General features: G+C 41.6%; 28 protein-coding genes, 1 pseudogene and 1 riboswitch. Of the genes and pseudogenes, 2 read left to right on the plus strand and 27 right to left on the minus strand.

Annotation, left to right across the window (positions count from 1 at the left end; all coding sequences use genetic code 11):
- Window positions 1-6: 6 nt before the first annotated feature.
- The 16 genes from LM917_RS15825 to LM917_RS15900 all read right to left on the minus strand — a co-directional run bounded on the left by LM917_RS15825 (window position 7) and on the right by LM917_RS15900 (window position 15,666).
- Entirely contained in the window at window positions 7-822 is an 816-nt protein-coding gene (locus LM917_RS15825) for a cobalamin adenosyltransferase family protein (protein ID WP_232698511.1), read from the minus strand.
- Between the two features lie 168 nt (window positions 823-990).
- Window positions 991-1,272 (minus strand): BMC domain-containing protein, encoded by a 282-nt coding sequence (locus LM917_RS15830; RefSeq protein WP_232698512.1) that lies wholly within the window; start codon window positions 1,270-1,272, stop codon window positions 991-993.
- A gap of 44 nt (window positions 1,273-1,316) precedes the next feature.
- Entirely contained in the window at window positions 1,317-2,780 is a 1,464-nt protein-coding gene (locus LM917_RS15835; RefSeq protein ID WP_232698628.1) for an acetaldehyde dehydrogenase (acetylating), read from the minus strand.
- A gap of 71 nt (window positions 2,781-2,851) precedes the next feature.
- The gene (locus tag LM917_RS15840; protein ID WP_232698514.1) at window positions 2,852-3,523 is read right to left on the minus strand and encodes a BMC domain-containing protein; all 672 of its coding nucleotides are present in this window, start codon (window positions 3,521-3,523) and stop codon (window positions 2,852-2,854) included.
- Between the two features lie 11 nt (window positions 3,524-3,534).
- Window positions 3,535-4,188 carry an ethanolamine utilization microcompartment protein EutL gene (eutL, locus tag LM917_RS15845; protein WP_232698516.1) on the minus strand — a complete coding sequence of 218 codons (654 nt, stop codon included), beginning with the start codon at window positions 4,186-4,188 and terminating at the stop codon, window positions 3,535-3,537.
- Window positions 4,189-4,207: 19 nt separating this feature from the next.
- On the minus strand, window positions 4,208-5,131 hold the full coding sequence (gene eutC, locus LM917_RS15850) for an ethanolamine ammonia-lyase subunit EutC (RefSeq protein ID WP_232698517.1): 924 nt from the start codon (window positions 5,129-5,131) through the stop codon (window positions 4,208-4,210).
- Window positions 5,132-5,149: 18 nt separating this feature from the next.
- Window positions 5,150-6,514: an ethanolamine ammonia-lyase subunit EutB gene (locus LM917_RS15855; RefSeq protein ID WP_232698519.1), complete on the minus strand. Its 1,365-nt coding sequence runs from the start codon at window positions 6,512-6,514 to the stop codon at window positions 5,150-5,152.
- 29 nt (window positions 6,515-6,543) lie between these two features.
- A complete protein-coding gene (eutA, locus tag LM917_RS15860; RefSeq protein WP_232698520.1) occupies window positions 6,544-7,974 on the minus strand; it encodes an ethanolamine ammonia-lyase reactivating factor EutA in 1,431 nt (476 codons plus the stop codon).
- A 142-nt stretch (window positions 7,975-8,116) separates the two neighbouring features.
- The gene (locus LM917_RS15865; protein WP_232698630.1) at window positions 8,117-9,532 is read right to left on the minus strand and encodes a sensor histidine kinase; all 1,416 of its coding nucleotides are present in this window, start codon (window positions 9,530-9,532) and stop codon (window positions 8,117-8,119) included.
- Window positions 9,528-10,100 (minus strand): ANTAR domain-containing response regulator, encoded by a 573-nt coding sequence (locus LM917_RS15870; RefSeq protein ID WP_232698521.1) that lies wholly within the window; start codon window positions 10,098-10,100, stop codon window positions 9,528-9,530. The genes LM917_RS15865 and LM917_RS15870 overlap by 5 nt, the downstream gene beginning before the upstream one ends.
- A gap of 81 nt (window positions 10,101-10,181) precedes the next feature.
- A complete protein-coding gene (locus tag LM917_RS15875) occupies window positions 10,182-10,613 on the minus strand; it encodes a EutP/PduV family microcompartment system protein (protein ID WP_232698522.1) in 432 nt (143 codons plus the stop codon).
- A gap of 18 nt (window positions 10,614-10,631) precedes the next feature.
- Window positions 10,632-10,985, minus strand: coding sequence for an ethanolamine utilization microcompartment protein EutS (gene eutS, locus LM917_RS15880; protein WP_232698523.1), 354 nt, complete (start codon window positions 10,983-10,985; stop codon window positions 10,632-10,634).
- Window positions 10,986-11,179: 194 nt separating this feature from the next.
- The gene (locus LM917_RS15885) at window positions 11,180-12,319 is read right to left on the minus strand and encodes a 1-propanol dehydrogenase PduQ (RefSeq protein ID WP_232698531.1); all 1,140 of its coding nucleotides are present in this window, start codon (window positions 12,317-12,319) and stop codon (window positions 11,180-11,182) included.
- Between the two features lie 636 nt (window positions 12,320-12,955).
- A riboswitch (adenosylcobalamin (AdoCbl) riboswitch) is annotated at window positions 12,956-13,106 on the minus strand.
- A gap of 148 nt (window positions 13,107-13,254) precedes the next feature.
- The gene (locus tag LM917_RS15890) at window positions 13,255-13,986 is read right to left on the minus strand and encodes an ABC transporter permease (RefSeq protein WP_232698533.1); all 732 of its coding nucleotides are present in this window, start codon (window positions 13,984-13,986) and stop codon (window positions 13,255-13,257) included.
- A 13-nt stretch (window positions 13,987-13,999) separates the two neighbouring features.
- Complete coding sequence (locus LM917_RS15895; RefSeq protein ID WP_232698535.1) at window positions 14,000-14,749, minus strand: ABC transporter permease; 750 nt, start codon at window positions 14,747-14,749, stop codon at window positions 14,000-14,002.
- Entirely contained in the window at window positions 14,749-15,666 is a 918-nt protein-coding gene (locus LM917_RS15900; RefSeq protein ID WP_232698536.1) for an ABC transporter ATP-binding protein, read from the minus strand. Before LM917_RS15900 ends, LM917_RS15895 begins: the two co-directional genes overlap by 1 nt.
- A gap of 177 nt (window positions 15,667-15,843) precedes the next feature.
- Between LM917_RS15900 and LM917_RS15905 the strand changes: the two are divergent.
- A pseudogene (locus LM917_RS15905) lies at window positions 15,844-16,558 on the plus strand (response regulator transcription factor).
- A 3-nt stretch (window positions 16,559-16,561) separates the two neighbouring features.
- Complete coding sequence (locus LM917_RS15910; RefSeq protein ID WP_232698537.1) at window positions 16,562-17,941, plus strand: sensor histidine kinase; 1,380 nt, start codon at window positions 16,562-16,564, stop codon at window positions 17,939-17,941.
- Between the two features lie 152 nt (window positions 17,942-18,093).
- Here the strand turns inward: LM917_RS15910 and LM917_RS15915 are convergent, their stop codons facing one another.
- The 11 genes from LM917_RS15915 to LM917_RS15960 form a co-directional block, all read right to left on the minus strand.
- On the minus strand, window positions 18,094-18,795 hold the full coding sequence (locus tag LM917_RS15915) for an MIP/aquaporin family protein (protein WP_232698538.1): 702 nt from the start codon (window positions 18,793-18,795) through the stop codon (window positions 18,094-18,096).
- A gap of 100 nt (window positions 18,796-18,895) precedes the next feature.
- Complete coding sequence (locus LM917_RS15920) at window positions 18,896-19,153, minus strand: iron-containing alcohol dehydrogenase (protein WP_232698539.1); 258 nt, start codon at window positions 19,151-19,153, stop codon at window positions 18,896-18,898.
- 8 nt (window positions 19,154-19,161) lie between these two features.
- Window positions 19,162-20,577, minus strand: a complete 1,416-nt coding sequence (locus tag LM917_RS15925; RefSeq protein WP_232698540.1) for an aldehyde dehydrogenase family protein — start codon at window positions 20,575-20,577, stop codon at window positions 19,162-19,164.
- A gap of 5 nt (window positions 20,578-20,582) precedes the next feature.
- Window positions 20,583-21,566, minus strand: a complete 984-nt coding sequence (locus LM917_RS15930) for a cob(I)yrinic acid a,c-diamide adenosyltransferase (RefSeq protein ID WP_232698541.1) — start codon at window positions 21,564-21,566, stop codon at window positions 20,583-20,585.
- Window positions 21,567-21,583: 17 nt separating this feature from the next.
- Window positions 21,584-21,844: a EutN/CcmL family microcompartment protein gene (locus LM917_RS15935; protein WP_232698631.1), complete on the minus strand. Its 261-nt coding sequence runs from the start codon at window positions 21,842-21,844 to the stop codon at window positions 21,584-21,586.
- 5 nt (window positions 21,845-21,849) lie between these two features.
- A complete protein-coding gene (pduM, locus tag LM917_RS24795) occupies window positions 21,850-22,002 on the minus strand; it encodes a microcompartment protein PduM (protein WP_373688794.1) in 153 nt (50 codons plus the stop codon).
- Window positions 21,957-22,112, minus strand: coding sequence for a hypothetical protein (locus LM917_RS15940; protein ID WP_232698542.1), 156 nt, complete (start codon window positions 22,110-22,112; stop codon window positions 21,957-21,959). Before LM917_RS15940 ends, pduM begins: the two co-directional genes overlap by 46 nt.
- A gap of 11 nt (window positions 22,113-22,123) precedes the next feature.
- Window positions 22,124-22,948: an ethanolamine utilization protein EutJ gene (gene eutJ, locus LM917_RS15945; RefSeq protein WP_232698543.1), complete on the minus strand. Its 825-nt coding sequence runs from the start codon at window positions 22,946-22,948 to the stop codon at window positions 22,124-22,126.
- Between the two features lie 115 nt (window positions 22,949-23,063).
- A complete protein-coding gene (locus LM917_RS15950) occupies window positions 23,064-23,276 on the minus strand; it encodes a PduL/EutD family phosphate acyltransferase (protein ID WP_309241955.1) in 213 nt (70 codons plus the stop codon).
- A 61-nt stretch (window positions 23,277-23,337) separates the two neighbouring features.
- Window positions 23,338-23,613: a propanediol utilization microcompartment protein PduA gene (pduA, locus tag LM917_RS15955; RefSeq protein ID WP_232698545.1), complete on the minus strand. Its 276-nt coding sequence runs from the start codon at window positions 23,611-23,613 to the stop codon at window positions 23,338-23,340.
- Window positions 23,606-24,058 carry a BMC domain-containing protein gene (locus tag LM917_RS15960; protein ID WP_232698547.1) on the minus strand — a complete coding sequence of 151 codons (453 nt, stop codon included), beginning with the start codon at window positions 24,056-24,058 and terminating at the stop codon, window positions 23,606-23,608. The genes pduA and LM917_RS15960 overlap by 8 nt, the downstream gene beginning before the upstream one ends.
- Window positions 24,059-24,095: the final 37 nt, after the last annotated feature.

Consider the following 24,095-nt stretch of genomic DNA (forward strand, 5'->3'; position numbering starts at 1 on the left):
CTCACCTCATGAGTCATACTGTCCTGCACGAATTCTGAACATGATGATCCAGAATAACGAAGAAAGGCGATTTAACCCTCGAATGATGTCTTCACGTTCCACGCTACCGTATTCTTGTTTAAAAGCTTGGTAGGCAGTCAGTTCTGTCTCTCTCGTCTTTGTGCGTAATGCATTTATAACAACAACCGCTTCGCCCATTTCATAGCTAGGTTGAAAATGATCCATTCCAAAATATCTCTTGGGATGATGAGATTGTTCTCGTAATTCCGCGGGCGTCATCCCGAGTAAAAGAAAATCACCAATTTTTTCATTTAACACTTCACTACGCATAATCTGGCGTATAAAAAGCAGAATTTCTTCCAAATCATTAACAAGTTTGATCATTTTCACTTTTGAACACATGTTTTGTGCTTCCAAAATCTTGCTCTCCAGTGAATCAAGCTTACCTCGCAATTCAATGCGGGGATGATCTTTATATACCAACATATTTCCATGCAAATGAGTCATATGTTCCGGCTTCGTATCCATAAAACCACCATAAATGGTTTCATATCGCCCTTTTCCTTCAGTAGCTTCCGGTGTGGTTACATGTTTAGTGACTTGCGTATTTTCTTGCTGCTTTGATGTTTCAGTAGCATCACTTTTCTCAGGTTCTGCTTCCTTTTTTGCCACGCTATATTTCAGCTCAATTTGATTATCTGTTAAAAAGCTTTTGGCAGACGGAGTCAAAATTGTTCCCTTTGGAGCCTCGTACTCACTAACATCTCTTAGCTTTTGATTCTTAAAGTACTTGCGCAAATCACTCTCTGTAATTACAGCCATCTTTTCACATCCTTTTGCGTCCGGTGTTCCAGTCGCTCACGACGCTTGTTCCACCGGCATTCCCCCGAAGTGCACTTCATATGGATAAGAGATCACAGGTAGAAAGATGGATGCGGACCTGTGCCGCATCCATCAGTTCCTACTAGATGATGTTCTTATTCAGCTGTATTAAACGTTTTTAGGAAGAATAGCGTCTACTTCAGCATGTGGTCTTGGAATTACGTGTACAGATAGTAATTCACCAACGCGTTCTGCTGCTGCTGCACCTGCATCAGTAGCTGCTTTAACAGCACCTACGTCACCGCGTACCATTACAGTTACTAGACCTGCACCGATTTGTTCTTTACCAATCAAAGTTACGTTAGCTGCTTTAACCATTGCGTCAGCTGCTTCGATTGCACCTACAAGACCTTTAGTTTCTACCATTCCCAATGCGTTTGCGTTTGCCATAATAAAATTCCTCCTCAGTATGTGTGTAAATTAGTTTGGTTTACTTACATTTCTTCCAAAATTCTTTTCACAATCGCGCTAATCAATTGTTCTTTATCAAGATTGCTGATTGTTGATGTGTTGTCTTGAGCAGGCTCTTCTTTCAAGTCTTCCAATTCACGTAAGCCGAAAGTCACTTTTCTGGTGTTCATCAGGTGAAGTGGACTAACGTTATCAGAAGTGGAACCCCCACCAATAGCACCGCAACCAAGTGTTAATGCTGGTGCAATAGCAGTAGATGCTCCAATTCCGCCTAGAGTACCTGGTGTATTAACCAACAGGCGAGAAACTGGCATGTGTAGACCGAAGTAGCGGATGATCTCATCATTCTCAGAATGAATCGTCATAGTGTGACCAGCACCCTCAGAATGAAGGATCTCTGCACAACGTTCGCTAGCTGCTTTCCAATCTTCTTCCACATAGAAAGCAAGAATTGGTCCAAGCTTTTCACGGGAATAAGGAACGTTATGTCCTACACGTGTTTCATGTGCAATCAGAACACGTGTCCCAGCAGGAATTTGTAGATTTGCCAGGCTGGCAATGTGTTCTACGCTCTTTCCTACGATTTGTGGATTCATTGATCCATTTGGACGCATGATGAATTTACCTAGCTTGTCTGCTTCTTCAGTTGATAGGAAGTAAGCACCTTGCTTTGTCAATTCAGCCATAACAGCATCCTTGCTGCATTTTTCAACCACAATGGATTGTTCAGACGCGCAGATTGTTCCGTTATCAAAAGTCTTGGAATCAATGATACGCTTTACAGCTAATGCGAAATCAGCACTCTTTTCAATGAACGCAGGACCATTACCAGGACCTACCCCAATTGCTGGTGTACCAGATGAATAAGCTGCTTTCACCATTGGTGTACCGCCAGTAGCCAGGATTAGAGCAGTATCTTTATGCTTCATCAGTTGATCTGTACCTTGAATGCTTGGTACGGAGATGCAAGCGATAGCTCCTTCTGGACATCCTGCTGCCATAGCTGCTTCATTGATAAGTCTTGTTGTCTCCATAATGCATTTCAGTGCATTTGGGTGTGGAGAGAACACAATACTGTTTCCAGCTTTAAGAGAGATCATTGCTTTATAGATAACAGTAGATGTTGGGTTAGTAGAAGGAATTAGAGCAGCAATTACACCTACTGGTACACCAACTTCCATTACCTTGTTCACCTTATCTTCACTAAGGATCCCTACAGTTTTCATATCTTTGATAGACTCATAAACATGCTTGGAAGCAAAGGCGTTCTTGATGATTTTATCTTCCCAACGACCAAAGCCTGTTTCTTCATTCGCCATTTTCGCCAGTTTTACACGATTCTTGTATCCAGCATCTGCAATAGCTTTCACAATTGCATCGATTTGCTCTTGTGACATAGCTGCTAGTTTGACTTGTGCTTCTTTTGATTTTTTAATAAGCGTACGAACTTCCTGAATGGATCTTAGATCTTTATCCAAAGTTTCCATCATTACATCATCCTTCTTTCCCTACTACTTCTAGCTGAGCCAAGTTAGCAATTATCTGATATGAACCAGCATTATTTTGTTTTTTTTGTTCGTTTGCTTGCTTTTGATGCTAGAGTTTTCTTCGGTTGAACGCTGCCACTCTGTTTAATTGGCGTCTGAGACTTAGCAGGTTCCTTACCTGCTTCTGGTGCCAGGCTAAATTGGCTAGTTGGTGGTAAATGTTCAAATGCTGGTGCTTCGTTGCTAGCTGGCATTTTGGAAGTTACTGGCTCTTTCGTAACTACAGGTTTTTCTGTAACTACAGGCTCTACTTTAGCTACAGGTTTTTCTGTAACTACAGGTTCCTCTTTAGCTACAGGCTTTTCTGTAACTACAGGTTTTTCTGTTACCACAGCTTCCTTTGTATCTACCTTTTCAACTGCTATCTTTTTCCCTTTTGCATCGTTCGCAGGCGGATTACCTTTTTTTCTTGGTGCTACTATGGAAACAGTCTCCTCATGCATCTTAGCAATGACATGGCTTGTCAAAAGCACGTTTAGATCAGTTGCAACCTGTGCTCCTGCATCAACAGCAGCACGAACTGCACTAACATCTCCAACTAGCTTAACTGTTACTAGTCCACTACCTTTCATAATCTCAAGCTCGATGCACGACACATTTGCAGCTTTTAACGCGACATCAGCTGAGACTACTGCACCAAGATACCCTCTTACTTCTATTAAGCCGAGCGCACTATTTATCATAGCTCTCATCCTTAGTAAGACGTAGGATTATCTGCAACAAACTTAACAGCATCAGCAAAAGCGTCACATGCAGCTTTACATGCAGATTGGCTACCTGTTAGCAAAGCACCACCAAAGTTGGTTTCAGATGGCGGACCGAAGAAAGCTGCGATAGTTACGTCAGCTGCTTTAAGCGCAGCATCTAATGCATACATCGCTTCAAGCGGTGGAGCAATCAGATAAGCAATCGCTTCGCCTTCTTTAATACCAGCTGTTTCAGACAAATATGATCCTGTGCGTGATACACAATGAGCGAAATATGCGATGCTGTCATCTTCGTTAGCAGAAACGAAGTGTGCACCAGTTTCAATATGATCAACAGCAGCATTCATACCACTGCGCACTTCTGCTGGGCTTGGACCAGCGAGAATTCCAATCACTTCGCCCGCCAGCTTCGTGGAAGCATTTGCTGAACCAGCGTACATACTTTTTGCATAAACTACATCTACATCGGATGCTTTTGTCGCTTCATCCAACGCTACGTAAGTTACATCATCAATATCAGCAGTGATAATACCAAGGCTTTTATGATGAGGTTTCAGTTCCAGTTTTTCAGCCATATCAGGACTTACATTAGATATGATCTTTATTCCTAGCACTTTTGCACGAACTGGTGCGTTCTTCATAGGAGCCACCTTCGTTTCCTTAGTTTTTGAGATCGATACCAGAAGCTTTGCGTTCTAGCATGTTTTTGATCATTTCCGCAATGTGTGCTCCTGCTTCAACTGCTGGTGTTCCACCAGAGTGAATATTGGAGATTACAGAACGTCTTGCTTCTGGCATTCCTACTGTTGGTTTGTATGCGATATAAGCACTCATGGATTCTGCAGTAACCAATCCTGGACGCTCACCTACTAGTAGACACACTACATCTGCCTCAGTCACATCGCCAATTACGTCCATAGCTGGAACACGGCAATGCTTAACAAACAAGATGTTGCCAGTTTCTAACCCGTACATTTTCAAACCTTGCGTAATAGCTGGAATGATGTTGCGCAGGTTAGCTTCGATAGCTGCAGAGCTAAGTCCGTCCCCTACCATGATTTGTACTTTCGCCTTGTTCTGAGTGTTTGCTTTGATCGTAGCGATAGTCTCATCAGAGAATTGACGTCCCAAGTCAGGACGAGTGATATATTGATCTTTGTCAACGCAAAGGGTTTGAACTGGTACAAGATTCATTTCCTTAATGAACTCTTCGGATACATAAGAGAAAACTGCATCCTGAGCAGCAGCATGGTCTGCGCGGAAACGAAGAGACGTAATCGTTTTGTAACGAGTACCTGCACGGCCTACACCAAGACGTGCTGGTGTTTTTTCCTTCATTTTTAAGTAGCCTTCACGGTCCTCTGGATCTTCTACTAACAGAAGTTTACGAAGATCAATCTCAGTGATATCATCCAGAATTTCATCGCTAACTACTGTTGCGCTAGCAACAGGTTGAGCTGGCGCTGTAGTAACCGGTTGAGGGGTCGCAGCCACTTGTGGAGCTTGTGCTGTTTCTTTCACCTTATCGCCAACCATATCGGCTAAAATTGATTCAATCATGCTTTTTAGATCTTTTTCGTTCATGAAAGTCTCCTCCTTTCCTTACTTAAGAAACACAGATGCGTCTCCGGCTTTCTTAGTCAGTTTGCCATTCTCCATGAAGCCCATTTTTTCCAACCATTGTTCGAATTCAGGGATTGGACGAAGACCTAGCATTTGACGAAGAGTTGCCGTTTCATGGTATCCAGTTGTTTGGTAGTTCAACATAACGTCGTCACCATGTGGGATACCCATGAAGAAGTTACATCCTGCTGTAGATAATACAACTGCCAAGTTCTCTAGATCGTTTTGGTCAGCTTTCATGTGGTTCGTGTAGCAAGCGTCACACCCCATAGAAATACCAGTTAATTTACCCATGAAGTGATCTTCTAGACCAGCACGGATAACTTGTTTAGCATCGTACAGATACTCTGGTCCAATAAATCCAACTACTGTGTTAACCAGGTATGGATTGAACTTCTTAGCAAAACCATAGCAGCGTGCTTCCATCGTTACTTGGTCAATACCGTGGTGAGCCTCTGAGGATAACTCGGAACCTTGACCAGTTTCGAAGTACATCACATCAGGACCAGATACTTGTCCTTGTTTACGAGCAAGATCTTGTGCTTCTTGAATAGTAGCAGCGTTAAATCCGAATGCTGTGTTACCTTTTTCAGAACCAGCGATGGATTGGAAGATCAGACCTGTAGGAGCGCCTCTCTTAACTGCTTCCATTTGAGTAGTTACGTGAGCAAGTACGCAAGTTTGAGTTGGGATATCCCATTTTGTTCTGAACTCTTCAAAACGGTTAAGTACACGCGTTACGCTTTCCACGGAGTCATCAACCGGGTTAAGTCCAAGTACAGCGTCACCGATACCAAAAGTCAGACCTTCCATCAAGGAAGCCATGATACCATCTGGATCGTCGGTTGGGTGATTCGGTTGCAGACGAGCTGACAACGTTCCACGTTTACCGATTGTTGTATTAGCTGTAGCTGTAATGCGGATTTTGCTTGCACCATAGATCAAGTCTAGGTTAGACATGATTTTGGCAACAGCAGCTACCATTTCAGAAGTTAAACCACGAGAAATGCGTTTAATATCTAGTTCTGTTGTGGTATCACTCAAGATCCACTCACGCAATTCTTCTACAGTCCAGTTTTTAATCTCATCATAAATTCTTTCATTAACCTGGTCTTGAATAATACGAGTTACCTCATCAAGCTCATAAGGAACTGCTGGATTATTACGCAAATCGCTAAGGCTGATATTAGACAGGACAACCTTTGCGGCTACCCGCTCTTCCGCCGAGGTTGCAGCAAGACCTGCTAGTGTATCCCCCGACTTTTCCTCATTAGCTTTCGCCATAACTTCCATTAGCGTTCCAAATTGATAAACACGACCAAATAACTTTGTTTTTAAGATCACAAAAGCTCCTCCTTCCAGTTGTCACTCACTCAATTAAACACGAGCGTCTTGATTACAACGGGTAATACCTTGCCGTTGGCTATTGGTTTCCCAATATCGATATAATCACCGTTGTCAACCAGTACGCTGTCGATACAAACCACATCTTTCTCATAGTTGAGAAGTGCGTAAAGCGTTTGACCAAGAACTTTGGCCATGTCATGGCGTACGATAATAATTAACGGATACTCACGTTCAATCAGTTCCGCCATGCCCGCATGCAAGCCACGCGCATACTTCTGTACTTCTTGAAAGCTTAGGTTTTTCTTACCTTCGATGGCGACTGCCACCCTTTGTAAATCATTGTTTAACTTGAACCAATTCAGTTTGTCAGAGATGGCCTTGGCCAAATGTTGTTCGCTACCTTCTTCATCCGACCATGCAAGCTTCAGAATCGGAACATTTTTCAGTGGAAAACTTTCTTCCGTGTAGGTGATCGTACTACCACTGATTTCAGTCGTATGCGAACCTGCTCCAACTACTGTGGCACGAATTGTCTCTACAGAACGAACTATGGTCATCTGTCCAAATAACGGGGATTCAGCTATTGCTCTGCCGAGTAAAATCCCGACGTCCCCATACTGGAACACATCTCCTGTCGCCTCGTTGTAGATATAATCCGCTACTCCACCAGAGAATGAAATGCATGGAATCGGTCTGTCTAGTTTAAGACCCTTGTTTGTTACAATCGTGTTGTAGAACTCACTTTGCGGACGGATTCCAACGCTTTCTTCCAGCAGGTGTACCATCTCTTGCACCACAGGTTGCAGATCATCTGGAGTTACACGCTGACCAAGTGATAACCCCAGTCCTTTCAGATCAATAAGTTGCTTGATCTTTGGTGCGATGTATGTGATTTGATGCGTCTGCTGGTCTAGCTTAATCAGCCTGCCACCAATATCCAAGCACCCGGTATCGATTAAATCGGCGCTAGAAAACAGGGCCAGATTACTCGTACCACCACCAATATCAATGTTTACGATCCTGGTGGAATGCTCTTTGGAATAGGTATGAGCTCCAGCTCCCTTGGCTGAAATGATACTCTCAAGGTCAGGACCAGCTGTCGCTACCACAAAATCTCCCGCAAAACCACTTAGGGTAAGAAGTACTTCATTGGCGTTCTCCTTACGTGCAGTTTCACCCGTGATGATTACGGCACCTGTCTGAATCTCATCCTTCTTGATGCCAGCCTTCTCATACTGCTCTTCTACAAAAGCCTTGATTTTCTGAGCATCAATTCGGTTATCCTCAAGCATCGGAGTAAAGCAGATATCGCTTCGAAAGACCACTTCTTTATCTGTTATCACAATGCGTGGAACAGTGAAGCTAGAAGCCATATTTTCAATATGCAGTTTGGATAAAACAAGCTGAGTTGTCGATGTCCCCATATCAATGCCGACGCTCAGTAACTCTTCTCTCATCTTGTCTCCCCCCCATCGCTTCTGAATTATGCAGGTTCGAAAACAAAAAGGCTTAACGTTATAACCAATCCCATAAATAAAAACAGGATGGTAACATTAAGCCTCATTGCTTATAGAACTACGACCTTGTAGTCCAATCTATTTACATTTTAAAAGTGAATCTTGCTGTCGTACCGTTGGAGCTGGATTCTATATCGAACTTACCCTTCAGCTTGTCCTTCACATAGCTATGAACAATGGACATTCCTAAACTTTTACGAGTTGTATTCTTGACGGAAAATCCCTTTCCATCATCCATTACTTTCAACGTCACATAGCCATTTTCTAGTAACAGACTAACAACAATTTTCCCTTCCATACAATCGCCGAATGCATGCTCATAGCAATTCTGCATTAACTCGTTGACGATTAGTGCAATCGCTACTGTACGATCACTGTCCAGACAAATGGGGTGATTCGTTTTCATCTCAACCTGAACGTTATTGCAATTCACAAAGCATCGCTGTATGTTCGTTGCAATAATATGGATCACTTCCAGTAAATTAACCTGCGCCTCAACCTCCATCGATAACAATTCATGGGTTGCTGCGATTGCCAGAACGCGACTAACACTATCATTCAAACTTTTCTTTGCTTCGGGGCTTTCCACTTGCCTACTTTGAATGCGAAGAAGAGATGCTACCGTTTGCAAGTTGTTTTTCACACGATGATGAATTTCACGAATGACGACTGACTTGGAGACAATCTCAGCTTCCTTCATCTTTATCTCCGTCATATCTTGCAAAATGACCACCAACCGTAACCCACGCTCCCTGACATAGAGGCGTTTCACCTTATAAAATCTATCACCCATCTGCGTCTCTTTACCTTTTTGACCATTTGGAAAATCGGATTCTTCTCTCATGACTTGTAAAAAGGTAGTTCGATCTAGAGATAGATTATCATAATGTAGTCCCTGAATGTCTTCTAAATAGCCGAGACGTTGGTAGTATATATCTGCCTTTTTATTCTTTAATTTGACGAACCCATCTTTATCAAAGATCAGAATCGCGTCATCAAGCTGATTAATAACCTTCTCATTAAAGCCAAGTGCAGCTGTCAGACTAGAAGGAATTTCCTCACTTTGTAACGACGGTATTGTCACATTAAAGTCTGATTGTATCTCTTCGTTTACTTTCCTTTCGTAAATAACGACGCAAATGACTTTATCATTATTTAAAATCGGATAAGTAGATTGTCTTACAAGATGATTCTCTTGTGTATTGGCAATGAGTCCCTGCGACATGATTCCCGTTTCTAAGGTCCGCAGTGCTCCAGGCTCATTTTCGCGAAGTGCCTTTTCGCTTACCACCGATCGCTTGTACAGCGATTTCCCATTACTGGGTCTACGATGATAAACAACAATCGCTTCACTTGCATATTTGGATAGAACATCGATGAAGATATCATCTACTTCACTGGAACATTCAATAGATTCAGCAACTTCTATGATTCTGGTAATATCTGAAGTCGATAGATCAGTATGCAATCTACACAGATGCCTAATCTGTTCTTCAATCATAGGAAATGACGATGGTAGAAGCAATCTCAATCATGGGACACCGTCTATCCATACTTAATCGTCGAATCATCTGATACGCATCATCTTCAGAAAAACCATTTTCCTTCATCAATATGCCTTTTGCTTTTTCAATAGTCTTGCGTTCTTCTAGCTTTTGTGTAGCCTTGGTTAAATCCTTTTCTAGCTTATTAATCTCTTTACCCTTGGCAATCGTTACTTCAACCATAGGTACCAAGGATTTCTCATCGAGTGGTTTCACCAGATAACCAAGTGCACCAATTGAGGTAGCTTTTTCTATCGTCTGTTTGTCACTGAATGCGGTGAGAAGGATAATCCCTCCCGCTAGCTGTTCAGAAATGATTCGCTTGCCCGCCTTCAATCCATCCAAAAGAGGCATTTGAATATCCATGATGACCAAATCTGGCTGATGCTTTTTGCATAATTCAATGGCTTCAAAACCATCAGAAGCTTCCCCTACTACATCGTAGTTGGCTTCTTGCAGCATCTCACGAATATCCATTCTTGTAATAGGTTCATCATCGACTATTACAATTCTTCTATTCATGTCTCACGCACCTCATTGTTTACTTGAAATTTGCTCTCGTATCTTGTTACACCACTACCGATCATCAAGTACCTGATTGCCCTAATCTTCTAAGTAAGCTGTTAGCTTATCCATTCCAAGATCTTTCATCGAGGATATCTCGAAAATCTCGGAAGCACCTGCTTCTCGAAGATAGATTCCAGCTTGTTTGACATCTTCCTCAGATGTTGCCAAATCAACCTTGGTAACGATGCCTATAACAGGTTTGGCAAATGCGGAGGCAAAACCTGGTGGAAAGTAACTTTCCTCCTTCGTGCAATCTTGCACAAGGCCTATCACATCTGCTTCTACACTTGTTACGAGCAGCATTTTGTACAAAAAACGATTTTCAATACATTCACCTGGCGTATCGATTGCTTGTTCAAAGGTTTCGATCGCTTGTGTTTTTTTGTAGCTAATTACTTGACCATGTAAACGCTGACACAATGTGGTCTTTCCAGAACCAGTGCTGCCAACAACAATTATCTTTTTCATAGCTGGCTCCCTTACAACCTAGGTTCGCGTAATTCTCGCAGCAGAAAATCCGAGGATATCTTGCAATCCGAGTAGAACCTCGTTAATTGCGGACTCAACGGATGAAACATCGCCTGTAATTACTAGCGAACCACTGAACCGATCTACAAAACCAATCTGAACACTAGCAGCTTTCGTCGCAATGTCAGCTGATATAATCGATGCTTCACTCGGAGTAATGGTCATAATCCCAATAGCATCCCTTGTTTCAGCTACCAATCCTAGTTTCTTGTAGAGATCTGGGTTCGGGTTAGCAATAATATGAGCTAGTGTTACTTGTTTACCAGGAACATACTCCTGAATGACACGTTGTTTATCATTTTGTTGATTCATATAATCACCCTATCTATAAAAACCAATCAAAAACGTTTTAATAACAGAAAGACCTCTATAAAAAATCCAATTCAGATTTTTTATGAAGCCCCATTGCTCACATTCATAATTAACACGTCATTGTGTTACTTTTACTATATTTTATGTTAATTATGTTGTCAACAATACAAACAGTTACAAATCTATTTTTTCCGCTATTGAAACATTTTGTTCATAATTTCAATAACATCAGATTTGGTTGGAACGCGAGGATTCGTCGCCGTGCACCCATCTTTAAGTGCTCCTTCAGCGATCTCATCCTTCATCTCATCCAGTGTTTGTTGGGAAATGTTGCACTCTTTGAGCGTTTGTGGCATCTGTAATTGTTTCATAAGTTGTTTAATTGATTTTACCAGACTTTGAACGCCACTTCTTGTGGTAGAAGCTGGTAAACCTAGTGTTTTGGCAATAGCTGCATAACGCTCAGCGGTAGGAGTTGCCTCTACTTTCACATTACCAGGTTCAACATTAGCATTAAATTGAATGATATGCGGTAGTAAGATAGCATTCATACGTCCGTGTGGAATATGGAACTTAGCTCCCGCCACATGTGCGATACCATGATTTAATCCTAGAGAGGTAATGTTAAAAGCCATACCTGCCATGAAGGAAGCATTATGCATTTTCTCGCGAGCTACCAGATCGTTTCCATCGTTATATGCTCTAGGCAAGAACTCAAATACTAATCTGATTGCTTTTTCTGCTAAAGCGTCTGTAAGGTCGTTAGCTTTCGTAGATACATATGCTTCAATCGCATGCGTCAACACATCCATACCTGTATCAGCCGTGATGAAATTAGGGACGCTTTTTACCAATAAGGGATCCAGAATTGCCTCTAGTGGCAACATCTCATCAGAGACAAGTGGATACTTAATATTTTTTTCTTTGTCGCTAATAACAGAAAAAGATGTTACTTCTGATCCTGTCCCACTTGTTGTTGGGATTGCAATAAAAGGAATTTTTTCTACATTCAAGATTTTTTTAGCAAAAATCATCATCGCCTTGGCTGCATCAATCGCAGAGCCTCCACCAAGTGCAATAATCATATCAGCTTCAAAAGCACCAAGCTTTTCTACACCTTCTGTTACGATTTCTACTGGCGGATCAGGTACGATATTACTAAATACATACTGCTCATTGCTTGAGTGCAATCGTTCAAACAGATGGTGGATCATGCCTGATTTAATCATAAACGGATCTGTTACAATAAAAACTCGTCTGTTACGTAGGTCCATGAGATGGTCAAGTGCCCCAGTTCCCATGTAGATGTCTGTTTTAAAAGAAATTTTGTCCAAGTCCGGCACCTCCTGAAGTATAACGTAAGTAGACTTTTTCACAAAGTCTATCTTAACAAAGAAAAACTAGAGTAGATTCGTAGACTCGGCTTCCCAGGTCTACTTGAAAGCATTAGTCATGCTTATACGGACCAAGAGGGAGTTAATCTTCTCGGTCGTTCCCATAAAAAAAGAGACCTTTAAAAGAATAATATCCTTTTAAAAGCCTCTTTGCTTTTATGCATGGTATGCGAAGTACACGCCATTGTGTACATTGCTTATATAATTAATGGGTCAATAAGTATCATCAGTTTACTATTTTAACTATATAACGTCAAGTTATTAATCAGGTAAGTTCTGATACAGAAAAAAAGGTACACGCCATTGTGTACCAAGTTCCTTCTACCTCGAAGTAACTACCTGTTATGTTACTTGTTGTACATCTGTGTACGTTCTATACCTCTCAGGAAATACTTTACAAGTCTAACTTTTTCTTCGTTGGACTTCGCTGTAATTATTTGTACCTTTACTGAAGGCGAACATCGGGTTTACACCCACTTCTGTGTGGATATTTACCCTGTTGCAAAAAAAGCCAGGTACCTTTATTTTGCATGAAAACAAAAAAAGCCTAGCGAGGCAAGAACCCTTACTAGACTACTAAACCATCCATTCTCGCCTCGAAATGGGTGGCTGTTCAAAGCTACTAGGCAAACGACCTGACTTAAGTCTGTAAACCAGACTATCACAGTGGCGGGACCGCGTTGGATTTTCACCAAACTTCCTTTACCTGTTGCTTTTTCGATTGTTATACAAGTTATGAGTTAGTGACCATCTGTGAGGATAGGAGGACTCTCACAATTTTTATTATAGCATAGTATGTGGGAAAGGCAATGGTGAGAGGGATAAATACTTTTCTTTTCGAAAAAGTAAATAACCCCCTTCCCATACTCTTTATATCAGGTCTGTATAACATCGTTTTTCTGTAATCGATAAATCGCGAAGGAAGAAAATGCACTGATAAATATAAGGTTCATAATGAGAAATAGACTATTTTCAACACCTGTAAGACTTTCTTGACTCAAAGCGCCAATGCCGATGGTCAAAAGCGAGTAGGGGAAAAACATCCCCATATTCGTTACATACATCCCCAAACCTAGAAAGACTGCAGAAAGACTAATACCTATGGGAGCTGCAAAGCTGCGAATACGAATGGAAAGCCCTAGCTGCATGGCAGCAATGGATATCGAGGCGATCCAGCCCCGCAGGCTCCATCCGAACGCTTCGATTGGAAAGGTTGAGGACAAGCCTAATAGTTGGCCTGCAACAAAATATAATATGATAAAAAAAACCTGTACGATAAAAATCAGAACACTAACCACAGCCAGTTTAGCCAAAAACAGACTTGCAACGGATACCGGAGCCGTCATGACTACATTCCAGTTTCGGTTCAAATGTTCCAATCTGCACACATATGCACAGCAAATAGCAATTAACAGAGGCAAAAAGAACTCACCATAAAACAAGCTGATTTGTACCCAAAGACTGTACCATCCATGCTGCAAAGCACCCTGATTGAAATAATAATTGGCACTACCAATCAACAAGCTGAGGATGGGCATGACAATCAGGATAAGTCCTATACGAGAATGCCGCAATTTGAGCCATTCCGCTGAAATACTTTTTTTCACTCAAGTACCCCCCTTACACTTCCTGCCGCGTAACGTGAAAGCTACCAGCAAAATAAAAAATGATGGACATGAACAATACGATAGCCAACGCACCAGCTCCCATTGGCTGTATTACGTATTCCATCGAATGATTGGTAAAATGATAGCTTACTGGGCTTAACCCTGAATAGTACGACCATATGAAGATACGGCGTAGGATCACAGGAAAAAGGTCTGAAGTCATCCCCATAAATCCTCCCACCATCCCCAGGCTTAAGGCAAACGCTTGATTTTTAATGGATAGAGATACCCATTGCTGCAATGCCACGATTGCAAAGTTCGTAACTATCCCCCCTCCAATAAATTGGATCATTAGAGAAGGAGGAAGAGGGCTCGCAATACCTACTACGATGCCATACACGGCAATGGCAATGGTTTGCAGGACAATGTAATATAGCAGCACGGTAGTAGCACATACGTATTTGGCCATGTAGATGTGATTGCGCTTTACATCTGTCGATATCAGAAGTTTCCACGTATTCCCCTTATGCTCCATGTCACAAATACGAGAAACTACAATTGCTGAAATAATAGGTAAGAAAAGCCCATTCATGGAAGCGATTGTTACGATAATGGCCTCCCATCCTGTACTGTCGGGATTTCGGGCCATGGATTTACTGATAGACATAAAAGCCCAAAACATCTCTGCACCTAAAAACAGGGTAGTCATGACAAGAATCCACTTTCGACGTAATTTAAAAAATTCCAAGGCCAGAGCTTTCATTACAGACTCCGCTCCTTCCCCGTAAGCTCTAGGAAAATATCCTCCAGGCTCTTTTTGTGTTCCTCAATACGAATAACATTGAAACCTGCCTCTACAAGTATTTTGTTGACCTGAGCCACCTGTAAATCACTCATATTTTCAAAATGCAAGTGACCATGCTGGTGTACAGGCATATATCCATAGGTAAGCAATACTCGTTCAGCCGAGGCATCATCTTGGGTTTTTATACAAATAGAAGCTTTGTTCCTTGCTTGAAGTATCTCCATATCCCCTTGAAACAGCAGGTTTCCATCACTGATAATTCCCACAGAAGTAGCGATTTGTTCAATTTCCGTAAGAAGATGGCTGGAAAGAAGAATAGTCATTCCATAACGCTTGGGTAGTGACTTGATTAGCTCACGAATTTCACCAATTCCAGCAGGATCAAGACCATTGGTAGGTTCATCCAGTATTAGAAGCCTGGGAAAAGAGATGAGTGCCATGGCAATACCGAGTCGCTGTTTCATACCTAGTGAATATTGTTCTACTTTTTTATGCTTCTGCTTTTCCAAGCGAACGATATGTAATGCCTCTTGTATATTTTTGTCCGGTATCTCACGCAGTTTTTGCATGACACGCATATTTTCCAACCCTGTCAGATGTCCATAATAGGAGGGAGACTCGATCAGCGAGCCAATATGACTTAGAATGAACTGGCGGTTTTTGCTACATTCTTTTCCGAAAATGGAGACGCTTCCTTCTGTGGGTTTGGTTAATCCCAACAGCATTTTAAGAGTAGTGGTCTTACCCGCTCCGTTAGGTCCGAGGAAACCATATATCTCCCCTTCGTGTACAGCCATATTTACTTTATTCACCCGACAAACGTTATTGTAGTATTTGGACAAATGATTTGTTGCCAGAATTGCAGGTGTATTCATACGAATTTCAACTCCATTCTATTTTCACACGATTTCACTTCCTTACTACCACCATAATTTTTTCACCTTTCATTAAGCTGAAGAGGACCTTACGACAACCTTAAATTCAAGACTTACGTAAGTCATCTGCAAAACGATTACTGGATGTCATGTATAATAATAGTAAGGTGATGATAGATGGAAAAATTGAGAAACAAAAAAATACTCCTTGTGGATGATGATTCCGAACTCCGGACCATGATAGAAGCAATTTTACGAAAAGAGGGGTTTTTCCGAATATATTCTGCTGCCAACTGTGAGACAGCACTGGCAATTTGCCGTTCTGACAAGCCTGACATTGCCATACTGGATGTTATGCTACCTGATCAGGACGGATTTGCATTGCTTTCTTCCATCCGCCAGTTTTCTACCATGCCTGTCCTTTTTCTATCTGCCAGAGGCGAGGATGAAGATCGTTTAATAGGACTTGGGGCTAGGTGCAGATGATTACATCGTTAAACCCTTTTTGCCCCGTGAGCTGGTCTTACGACTAATGGCAATACTTAAACGTATGTATTATTCGTCATCAGCACCCGAACGATTGCCGGCCTTTAAATTGGGAGAGTATATCGTAGATTTAGAGAGTGCTATTGTACATCGAAATACAGAGGAACAACCGTTGACTGCGAAGGAGCATGCACTCCTGTTAAAGCTGTATGAAAATCAAGGACGTATTGTTACTAGCGATGCTTTATGCCAAGCAGTTTGGGGGGATGACTCCTATGGCTATGAAAATACTTTGATGGTGCATATACGGCGAATCCGGGAGAAAATCGAAGCAGACCCCTCCAAACCATTGAGTCTACTTACTGTGAGAGGATTAGGGTATAAGCTACTAGTAAAGGAGCAATAATAAATGGATGGTATCATCCGAATATTGCGGCGTTTTATTGGTTTAACCATTTTGATCTGTGCGTTCTTGTTTGTACTTAATATCGTTATGCTAAGCACCCTGATATTTAAAGAGAGAAACGAGGAACAATCTCCAAAATTGGTAGTACAAAACGTAGCCTCCACCCTTAGCCGAACGAACACAAGTTATGAATTAGGTGAGGAGGCAGAGAAACTCTTGTCACAAAATCAAGCATGGGCCATGCTTGTAGACAACCAAGGGAAAGTAACGTGGGATTATCTATTGCCAAAAGACCTACCACGTTCCTATACTTTGACCGAAGTGGCCAAGTTTTCGCGAAATTACCTTGCCGATTATCCCGTCTTTATTTGGGAGCATCGTGACGGTCTGATTGTTGTGGGATATCCTAAAAACAGCTATGCCAAGTATCAATTTTATTTTCTCATTAGTTGGATAAAATCATTGCCACTGCGGGTTGTTTTCTTGTTAATCGGAAATATTGCATTGGTTTTGCTATTAACCATCCTCATCGGTACACGACTTATCAAATCCATCAAACCGCTTGTGTCGGGAATCCATGCCCTTGGCAGGGAAGAAGCGGTATATGTTGAATCAAAGGGTATTTTGAATGACCTTGCTAACAGCATCAATTATACTTCCGATATCATTCAGGTCAAAAATGGTAAGCTCAAAGCACGTGATGAGGCTCGTTCGAACTGGATTGCCGGGATTTCTCACGATATTCGTACCCCACTTTCCATGGTGCTTGGATATGCAAGTGAATTGGAAGAAAATACAGCTGTGCCCGGTGAGCAGCGACTGCAAGCTGGCATTATCCGTCGTCAGGGAGAAAAGCTTCGCTCCCTTATCAATGATTTAAACCTTGTATCTATGCTCGAATATGAAATGCAACCGTTGAACGTAAAGGTCATTCGACTATCTGTGATTGCACGGCAGGTTGTGTCGGAGTTTCTGAATAATGGACTGGATGATACTTATATCATTCATTTACATATTTCTGATGAAAGCATCAAAGTCAAGGCTGATGAAAAATTATTGCTTCGTGCTATTACCAATTTGGTGCAAAATAGTATTAGCCATAATCCAGAAGGTTGCGAAATTTTTCTAGAAACAAGCTTGTCATCAGATCATTTGACATGCCAATTTATTGTTTCAGATCACGGCAGAGGAATCCCTCAGGAGGAATATTCTGATCTGATGGAGCTCCCCTATTCATCAGGCAGAAAAAGAACTATTCATAACGGACATGGACTAGGCTTGCCGATGGTTGCGAGAATTACTAAAGCACATCAAGGCAGGCTTATACTAAAGAGCAATGCTGGCAAAGGTCTTCGGGCCATTATAGAACTTCCAACCGGATGATATCGAGAACATCAAGTAGCTTGGGAAATAAACTAAAAAGCGTGCAGACCTCTGTACCTTTTCGTACTTTGTCTACACGCTTTGCTCATACTATCTCAGCATGAGCTATTTCAGATTTATTAGTATAACTGGGAGGAGAGTCGATTTCACTTTTATAAAATCGTATGGACACCTATTGCTAAAACTGCCCCGATAATAGGTCCTACAATTGGAATCCATGCATAATTCCAGTTGGCTCCGCTTTTATTTGGGATTGGCAGGATAAAATAAGCAAGACGAGGACCTAAATCACGAGCTGGATTAATTGCATAACCAGTTGTAGGACCAAATGCCATACCAATAACAACTATTAAAAATCCGATGATTAAAGGGTTTAACCCATCTGCAAAATTATTAATTCCCATTAACAATAATGCAAACGTGAAAGCAAATGTCGCAATAATTTCACTGAGTAAGTTGAATGGCGGATTATCAATTGCTGGACCTGTCGCGAAAATTCCACGTGTATTAATATCTTTCGGCGTTGCTTTAAAATGAATATAGTAATGGGCAGCTACAATAGTCGCTCCCACAAAAGCACCCGCAGTTTGACAAATGATATATGGGAGTACATCAGCCCAGGGAAACGTTCCTTGTATAGCAAAAGCAATTGTCAGAGCTGGATTTAAGTGTCCACCACTTATAGGAGCGGATGCATACACGCCAAGCATAACCGCAAATCCCCAACCAAAGGTAACAATCACCCAGTTCGCTCCTTGATTAAGTGTTTTATTTAATGTTAAACCGCTGTTAATACCCGCCCCAAACAAAATGATAATCATTGTTCCAATAAACTCAGCCGTATAAGCTCCCATACATGGTCCTCCTTATTCTAAAAGCCTGATCCAAGTGGTTGATAGGAAGATATTTCCTAAGTGACTAATCATACTAGCACCAAAGTAATACCATCTGCTGCTATAAAATCTCATGCAATACTTGTTTAATGTGCTCACGTGATGGTTGTACTGGATTAGTTGGCAAGCATGCATCACGTAGCGCATGATCAGCAACTTTGTTATTTATTTCACATACTTTACTCTGACCTATTCCTAGTTCAGATAAAGCTTGCGGCATATTCATACTGCGCATCATTTCTGATATTTTTGTAGTTAATGCACTCACTGCATCTTTATCTGAGGCTTGTTGAGAAACTAGTCCTACTATCCGAGCCAAGGCCTCCTTTAGCGAATAGAGAAACCATCCGTTAACACGCAGCGACGGCGCTTGGCGAAGTGTCGACTAGTTGTTGTACCTTCACCAGTTGGCGTAGCAATAGTAAATGTTGTGCTACCTTCACCTCGGAAACCTAATCCTGCGAATGAAGGACCATTTTTTACGAAAATAGAAGTTTGCAGCTGACGTGCTGCCTTATTTAATCTAGTAATATTTTGCGAATGCATGGTAGCAGTATGATGCAATCCTTGCTCTAACTCTAAAGCTGTTTCTAATCCTGTTTCAAAATCAGCAACACGTACAATCGGTACGATTGGCATAAGCAATTCTATTACAGCAAATGGATGATTTTTGTCTGTTTCAACAATGATTAATCGTGGATCAAATTCACATGTGATCCCTGCAGCATCTAATATCTCAGATGGACTTTTTCCTACTAATTGCTTGTTCGTATGACCTTCGGGAGTAACAGCTACTTTCTCTAGCTTGGAAACATCCTCTGGATCTCTAACTAACAACGCTCCAACCTTTTCCATATTAAAAATCAGATAATCAGCTATACTGTCCACAGCGACCACATTTTTCTCAGCAATACAAAGAATGTTATGATCAAAAGAAGCGCCGTCTACTATATCTGATGCTGCCTTTTCAATATTAGCTGTCTCATCTACTATGGAAGGGGGATTTCCTGCCCCTGCTCCAATTACTTTTTTTCCACTTCGCATGGCTTGACTCACTACACCTGGTCCACCAGTAACAACTAGGAGTGCGATCTTGGGATGATTCATCATTTCTTGTGCTGCTTCAATCGAGGGATTAGCAACTGTAACAACCAGATTATCTATGCCACATGCTTCTCGGACAATCGTATTCAAACGATCTATTAACCATAATGAGATCTTTTTAGCTCCGGGATGTGGGCTGAAAAAAACAGCATTTCCAGCAGCTAACATGCCGATCGTGTTACAAATTACTGTTTCACTTGGATTGGTGCTTGGAGCTACAGCCCCGATCACACCGTATGGAGAAAGCTCATATAACGTCATTCCATTGTCACCGGTTGCGACATCAGTCACAAGGTCTTCTACACCAGGTGTTTGATTAATGGCTAGTCTGTTTTTTTGAATTTTATCATTCACATTCCCCATACCTGTTTCTTCGAATGCACGCATTGCCATATCCTCGATATAAGGAGTTAAACCAGTTCGAATTGCTTCAACAACTTTACGTCGACAAGCTAATGTTTTTCCAGAATATTCTGTCTGCGCTCGCACTGCTGCCGCAACAGCTTCGTCCACTGTGTCAAACACTCCACTAACGCTACCTATTGATTTCACAATACTTTCACGTTTCGTCTCAAGACTTTCTGTCAGTTTTTCCATGACCAACTGTTTGACAAGATTTTCTAACGTTTTTGCTTCCATGTACGTTACCTCTTTTCTATCCGTGATAGCACATTTCGACCAATCTCAATATCCTGTTCGACAGAGCCTCCACTAATTCCAAGAGCACCGATGATTCTATCTCCGTTCTTAATTAGAAATCCTCCACCAAATGTCACAATTTTTCCTTCCATTGACGTTTCTAATTGATATAGTGATTCCCCAGGTTGAATTTCACTGCTCAACAAATGCGTCTCGCTCTTCATCGCGACAGCAGTATATGCTTTTTTTTCGGCTAAACTCCCGCTTACAAGAAGTGCATCCGGCATCCTATAAGAAAAAACTAACGTACCACTTCGATCAACCACAGCCATCGTTACTGGAACTTGCTCTTTATGTGCTTCTTCCACAACAAACTCGGCAAGCTGATTAAAAAATGGTAGATCTAGCTTTATGGTTGATTGTCCTACATGTTGCAGATACCGATTGGTTACCGCTTTTGTTACTGTATCGATCATCTGACGTACATCCTCTTCTCTTGCCAACGTATAGAGAAAATCAGATAAACGATTGACAAATTGTAACAGTTCTTTACGAATTGGAGCTTGATCAGCCAATTGAACCAATAATCGTTCTCCTCGTCGCGCAACGGTTCTTGCTACATGAAGGAATGCACCAGCTTTACTAGATCCTGGTAAGATAAAACTCTTTACTTTTGGCAATCTAGCAAGATATGTATCTATCGTGTTTTCCAAATCCTTTACATCACCTGCTGAAATACGAATGGTTTTTTTGTCTACTTCAACCTTTTCCGTTGCTAATTCTGCACACAAATAAAATAGTTTCCGCTCCAGCTGTTTCAGTAATTTACAATTTTCTTCCGACGTTACGAATTTGGCTGCTACACTAATTTGAGCATTCAGTTCATCAAACGTGCCATACGTATCAACACGGAGATCGTACTTTTTCACTCGGCTACCATCAAATAGTGCTGTTGTTCCTTTATCACCTGATTTGGTGTATATGCTCATTCAACATCAGCCTCTCATTAGTCAAAACTATCAATAATTGCGATTATGGTCGCATCGATCGCTACATTTGGTTGTTCAAAGACCGATCGAGCAGCAGTGCCATGTGTTAGTAACACGTAATCACCAACACCAGCACCAACAAAATCAACAGCTATTTCTTCATGTCTAACATGCTGTAGCTCCCTGTCAATCGGTTGAACAACCATCAGCTTTTTACCTACGAGAGAATCATCCTTTTTCGTTGAAACAATACTGCCGGTTACTTTGGCCATAAACAAACCACTCACAGCCTCTCCAACTGCATCATGTTTTTCTTAACAAGCGTTTCCTTAGCAAGCGGTGTAATCATCTGCCACGTATCCGTAACAAGACAAGAATGATCTGGCAAAATCACGACATTTTGAAAGCAGATAACCCTCTTTGGTACATAAACCAATCTGTCACCAGTATAGCTATAAAACCTAAACGGAAAACAGAAATACGAACGCTCTGTTCACTACGCTGTTTCAAGCGTTGCCATATTTTTTTGATTATCTCCTCCATCATTTTTTGCCCTCCTAACCATTCATCGCAATCCCCATCGGTGTTACATATTGAGGGAAAACGGGTTGGAAAACATCTGCTTTCAGGTAAGAGCGGAATGTTTCCAAGAATTGCGTGTAAGCAGTAGCTCCTCCAACGATATAAATCGGCGTAGATGGGCACTCAACGAGATGACGTCTTGTTATTTCTGCCATCTTCTCAACAACTGGTCTCATAATAAGAAAGTTGCTAGAAGCGTCTACTTGCAGGCGCTTTTGTTTCTCAGCATCCGCTACAGATATCCCGTAATAGCCAGCTAACACAAGTGTCATATGTGTTCCGCCTGTAGGTTCATCAGCTGTATAGATGACCTCACCCTTTTTAAACACGCTAATACCAGTTGTTCCCCCACCAACATCGACCACGGCTCCCTCTTGCAATCCTATTAGGGAAGCAGCGGCAGTTGGTTCGTCAATAATTGCGCCAGATTCCATTTCTGCACTTTCAATGACATTTTCGACTACTCTTTTGTTATTTCCGATAGTCCCGGGGGGTACAGCTCCAGCTGCTTTTACTAACGTTCTACCTAGACAATTTTCAGCCCGTTCTTTTAGGCGTTTCACTACATCTACTGATTCACGATAATTGACTACCAGCCCATCACGAACAGCATTAGCATATTCAAAAGCACCAAATACAGGTCGGTCATTTTGATCTAATACAACCAGTACAATGGAAGATGTCCCTAGATCAACGCCAACTTTTAGTGACGTATCTTTCGATAAGTTCATAACCGTATCCGTGTTCATAATAGCTTGCAATTGTTCTAGTTGTTTATTAGCTGATGTCAATAATTCCATTTTTGTTTCCTCCGTTACTTGCATCTATTTTTTTCTATGAAAAAGGTCTCGACGTTTTTCATAAAATTGGATGTGACCGCTTGCGGTCCAACAAAACGGTCATGACCGTTTTATGTTACGATTTGCGCTTTTGCATCTGCCCTATATCACCAGCATTTGCTTCATCGGTATCGATATGTAATTCTAACACTAGATTCTTGCCAACACGAGCACTACATTTCTCAAAAATAACTGGTCGACTCTCGGAAACAATTCGAACCATCACTTCATCACCATGCTCTACACCTAGTCTACGAACATTATTTATCTTCCCCTTCTTTCCAACGATGGTAACTGTTTGTTCAGCAGCAAATTCGCCACTCTGCTTTTACTTCCTCACGATCCATGTATTACACACCTTTTGGCAAAAGAGATTCCACATCAGTATGAGGTCTTGGAATTACGTGAATGGATTGTACTTGTCCTACTTTTTCCGCTGCTGCTGCACCAGCATCAGTTGCTGCTTTTACAGCACCAACATCCCCGCGAACCATTACTGTTACTAAACCGGCACCTATTTTTTCATAGCCGATCAATGTTACATTTGCAGCTTTCACCATGGCATCTGCCGCTTCAATTGCTCCGACCAAGCCTTTTGTTTCAATCATTCCTAGTGCGTTATTCATTATTTTCTCCTCCTACTTTCTTTTCTTCAAAATGTAAGCAATTTTGACGAGGATCGCCTTTTTTTCGCGTGCATGCCAGATCATGACATAAGTTACAAATCAATTCGCTTTCCTCAGCCACCTCTTGCTGCTTGGCTATCGTACTGGATTGCTCTACTTCGATCGTTACAACTTCTTCTTTCGGAAAAAAAGTTGTCCAAATGTCATCAGCAGGACGTGCTATTACCTTCTTTGTAATAAAATCTTCTCGTGCAACTTGTTCTCCTGCTTCTACGGCTGCGGTCACTGATGCTACATCACCTTCAATTTTGATGGTAATCCAACCAGCACCTTTCGTTTTTTCTAACCCATTGATTTGTATCGTAGCTACTTTCGCCATTGTATCCGCTACCATAATGGCAGCCGCCAAGCCTTTAATTTCGATAAGACCTATTGATTGATGCATGTACTTCCTCACCTCCACTCATTCACTCGAAGGAAAT

It is taken from the genome of Brevibacillus daliensis (assembly GCF_021245735.1).
Classification (GTDB): Bacteria; Bacillota; Bacilli; order Brevibacillales; family Brevibacillaceae; genus Brevibacillus_B; species Brevibacillus_B daliensis.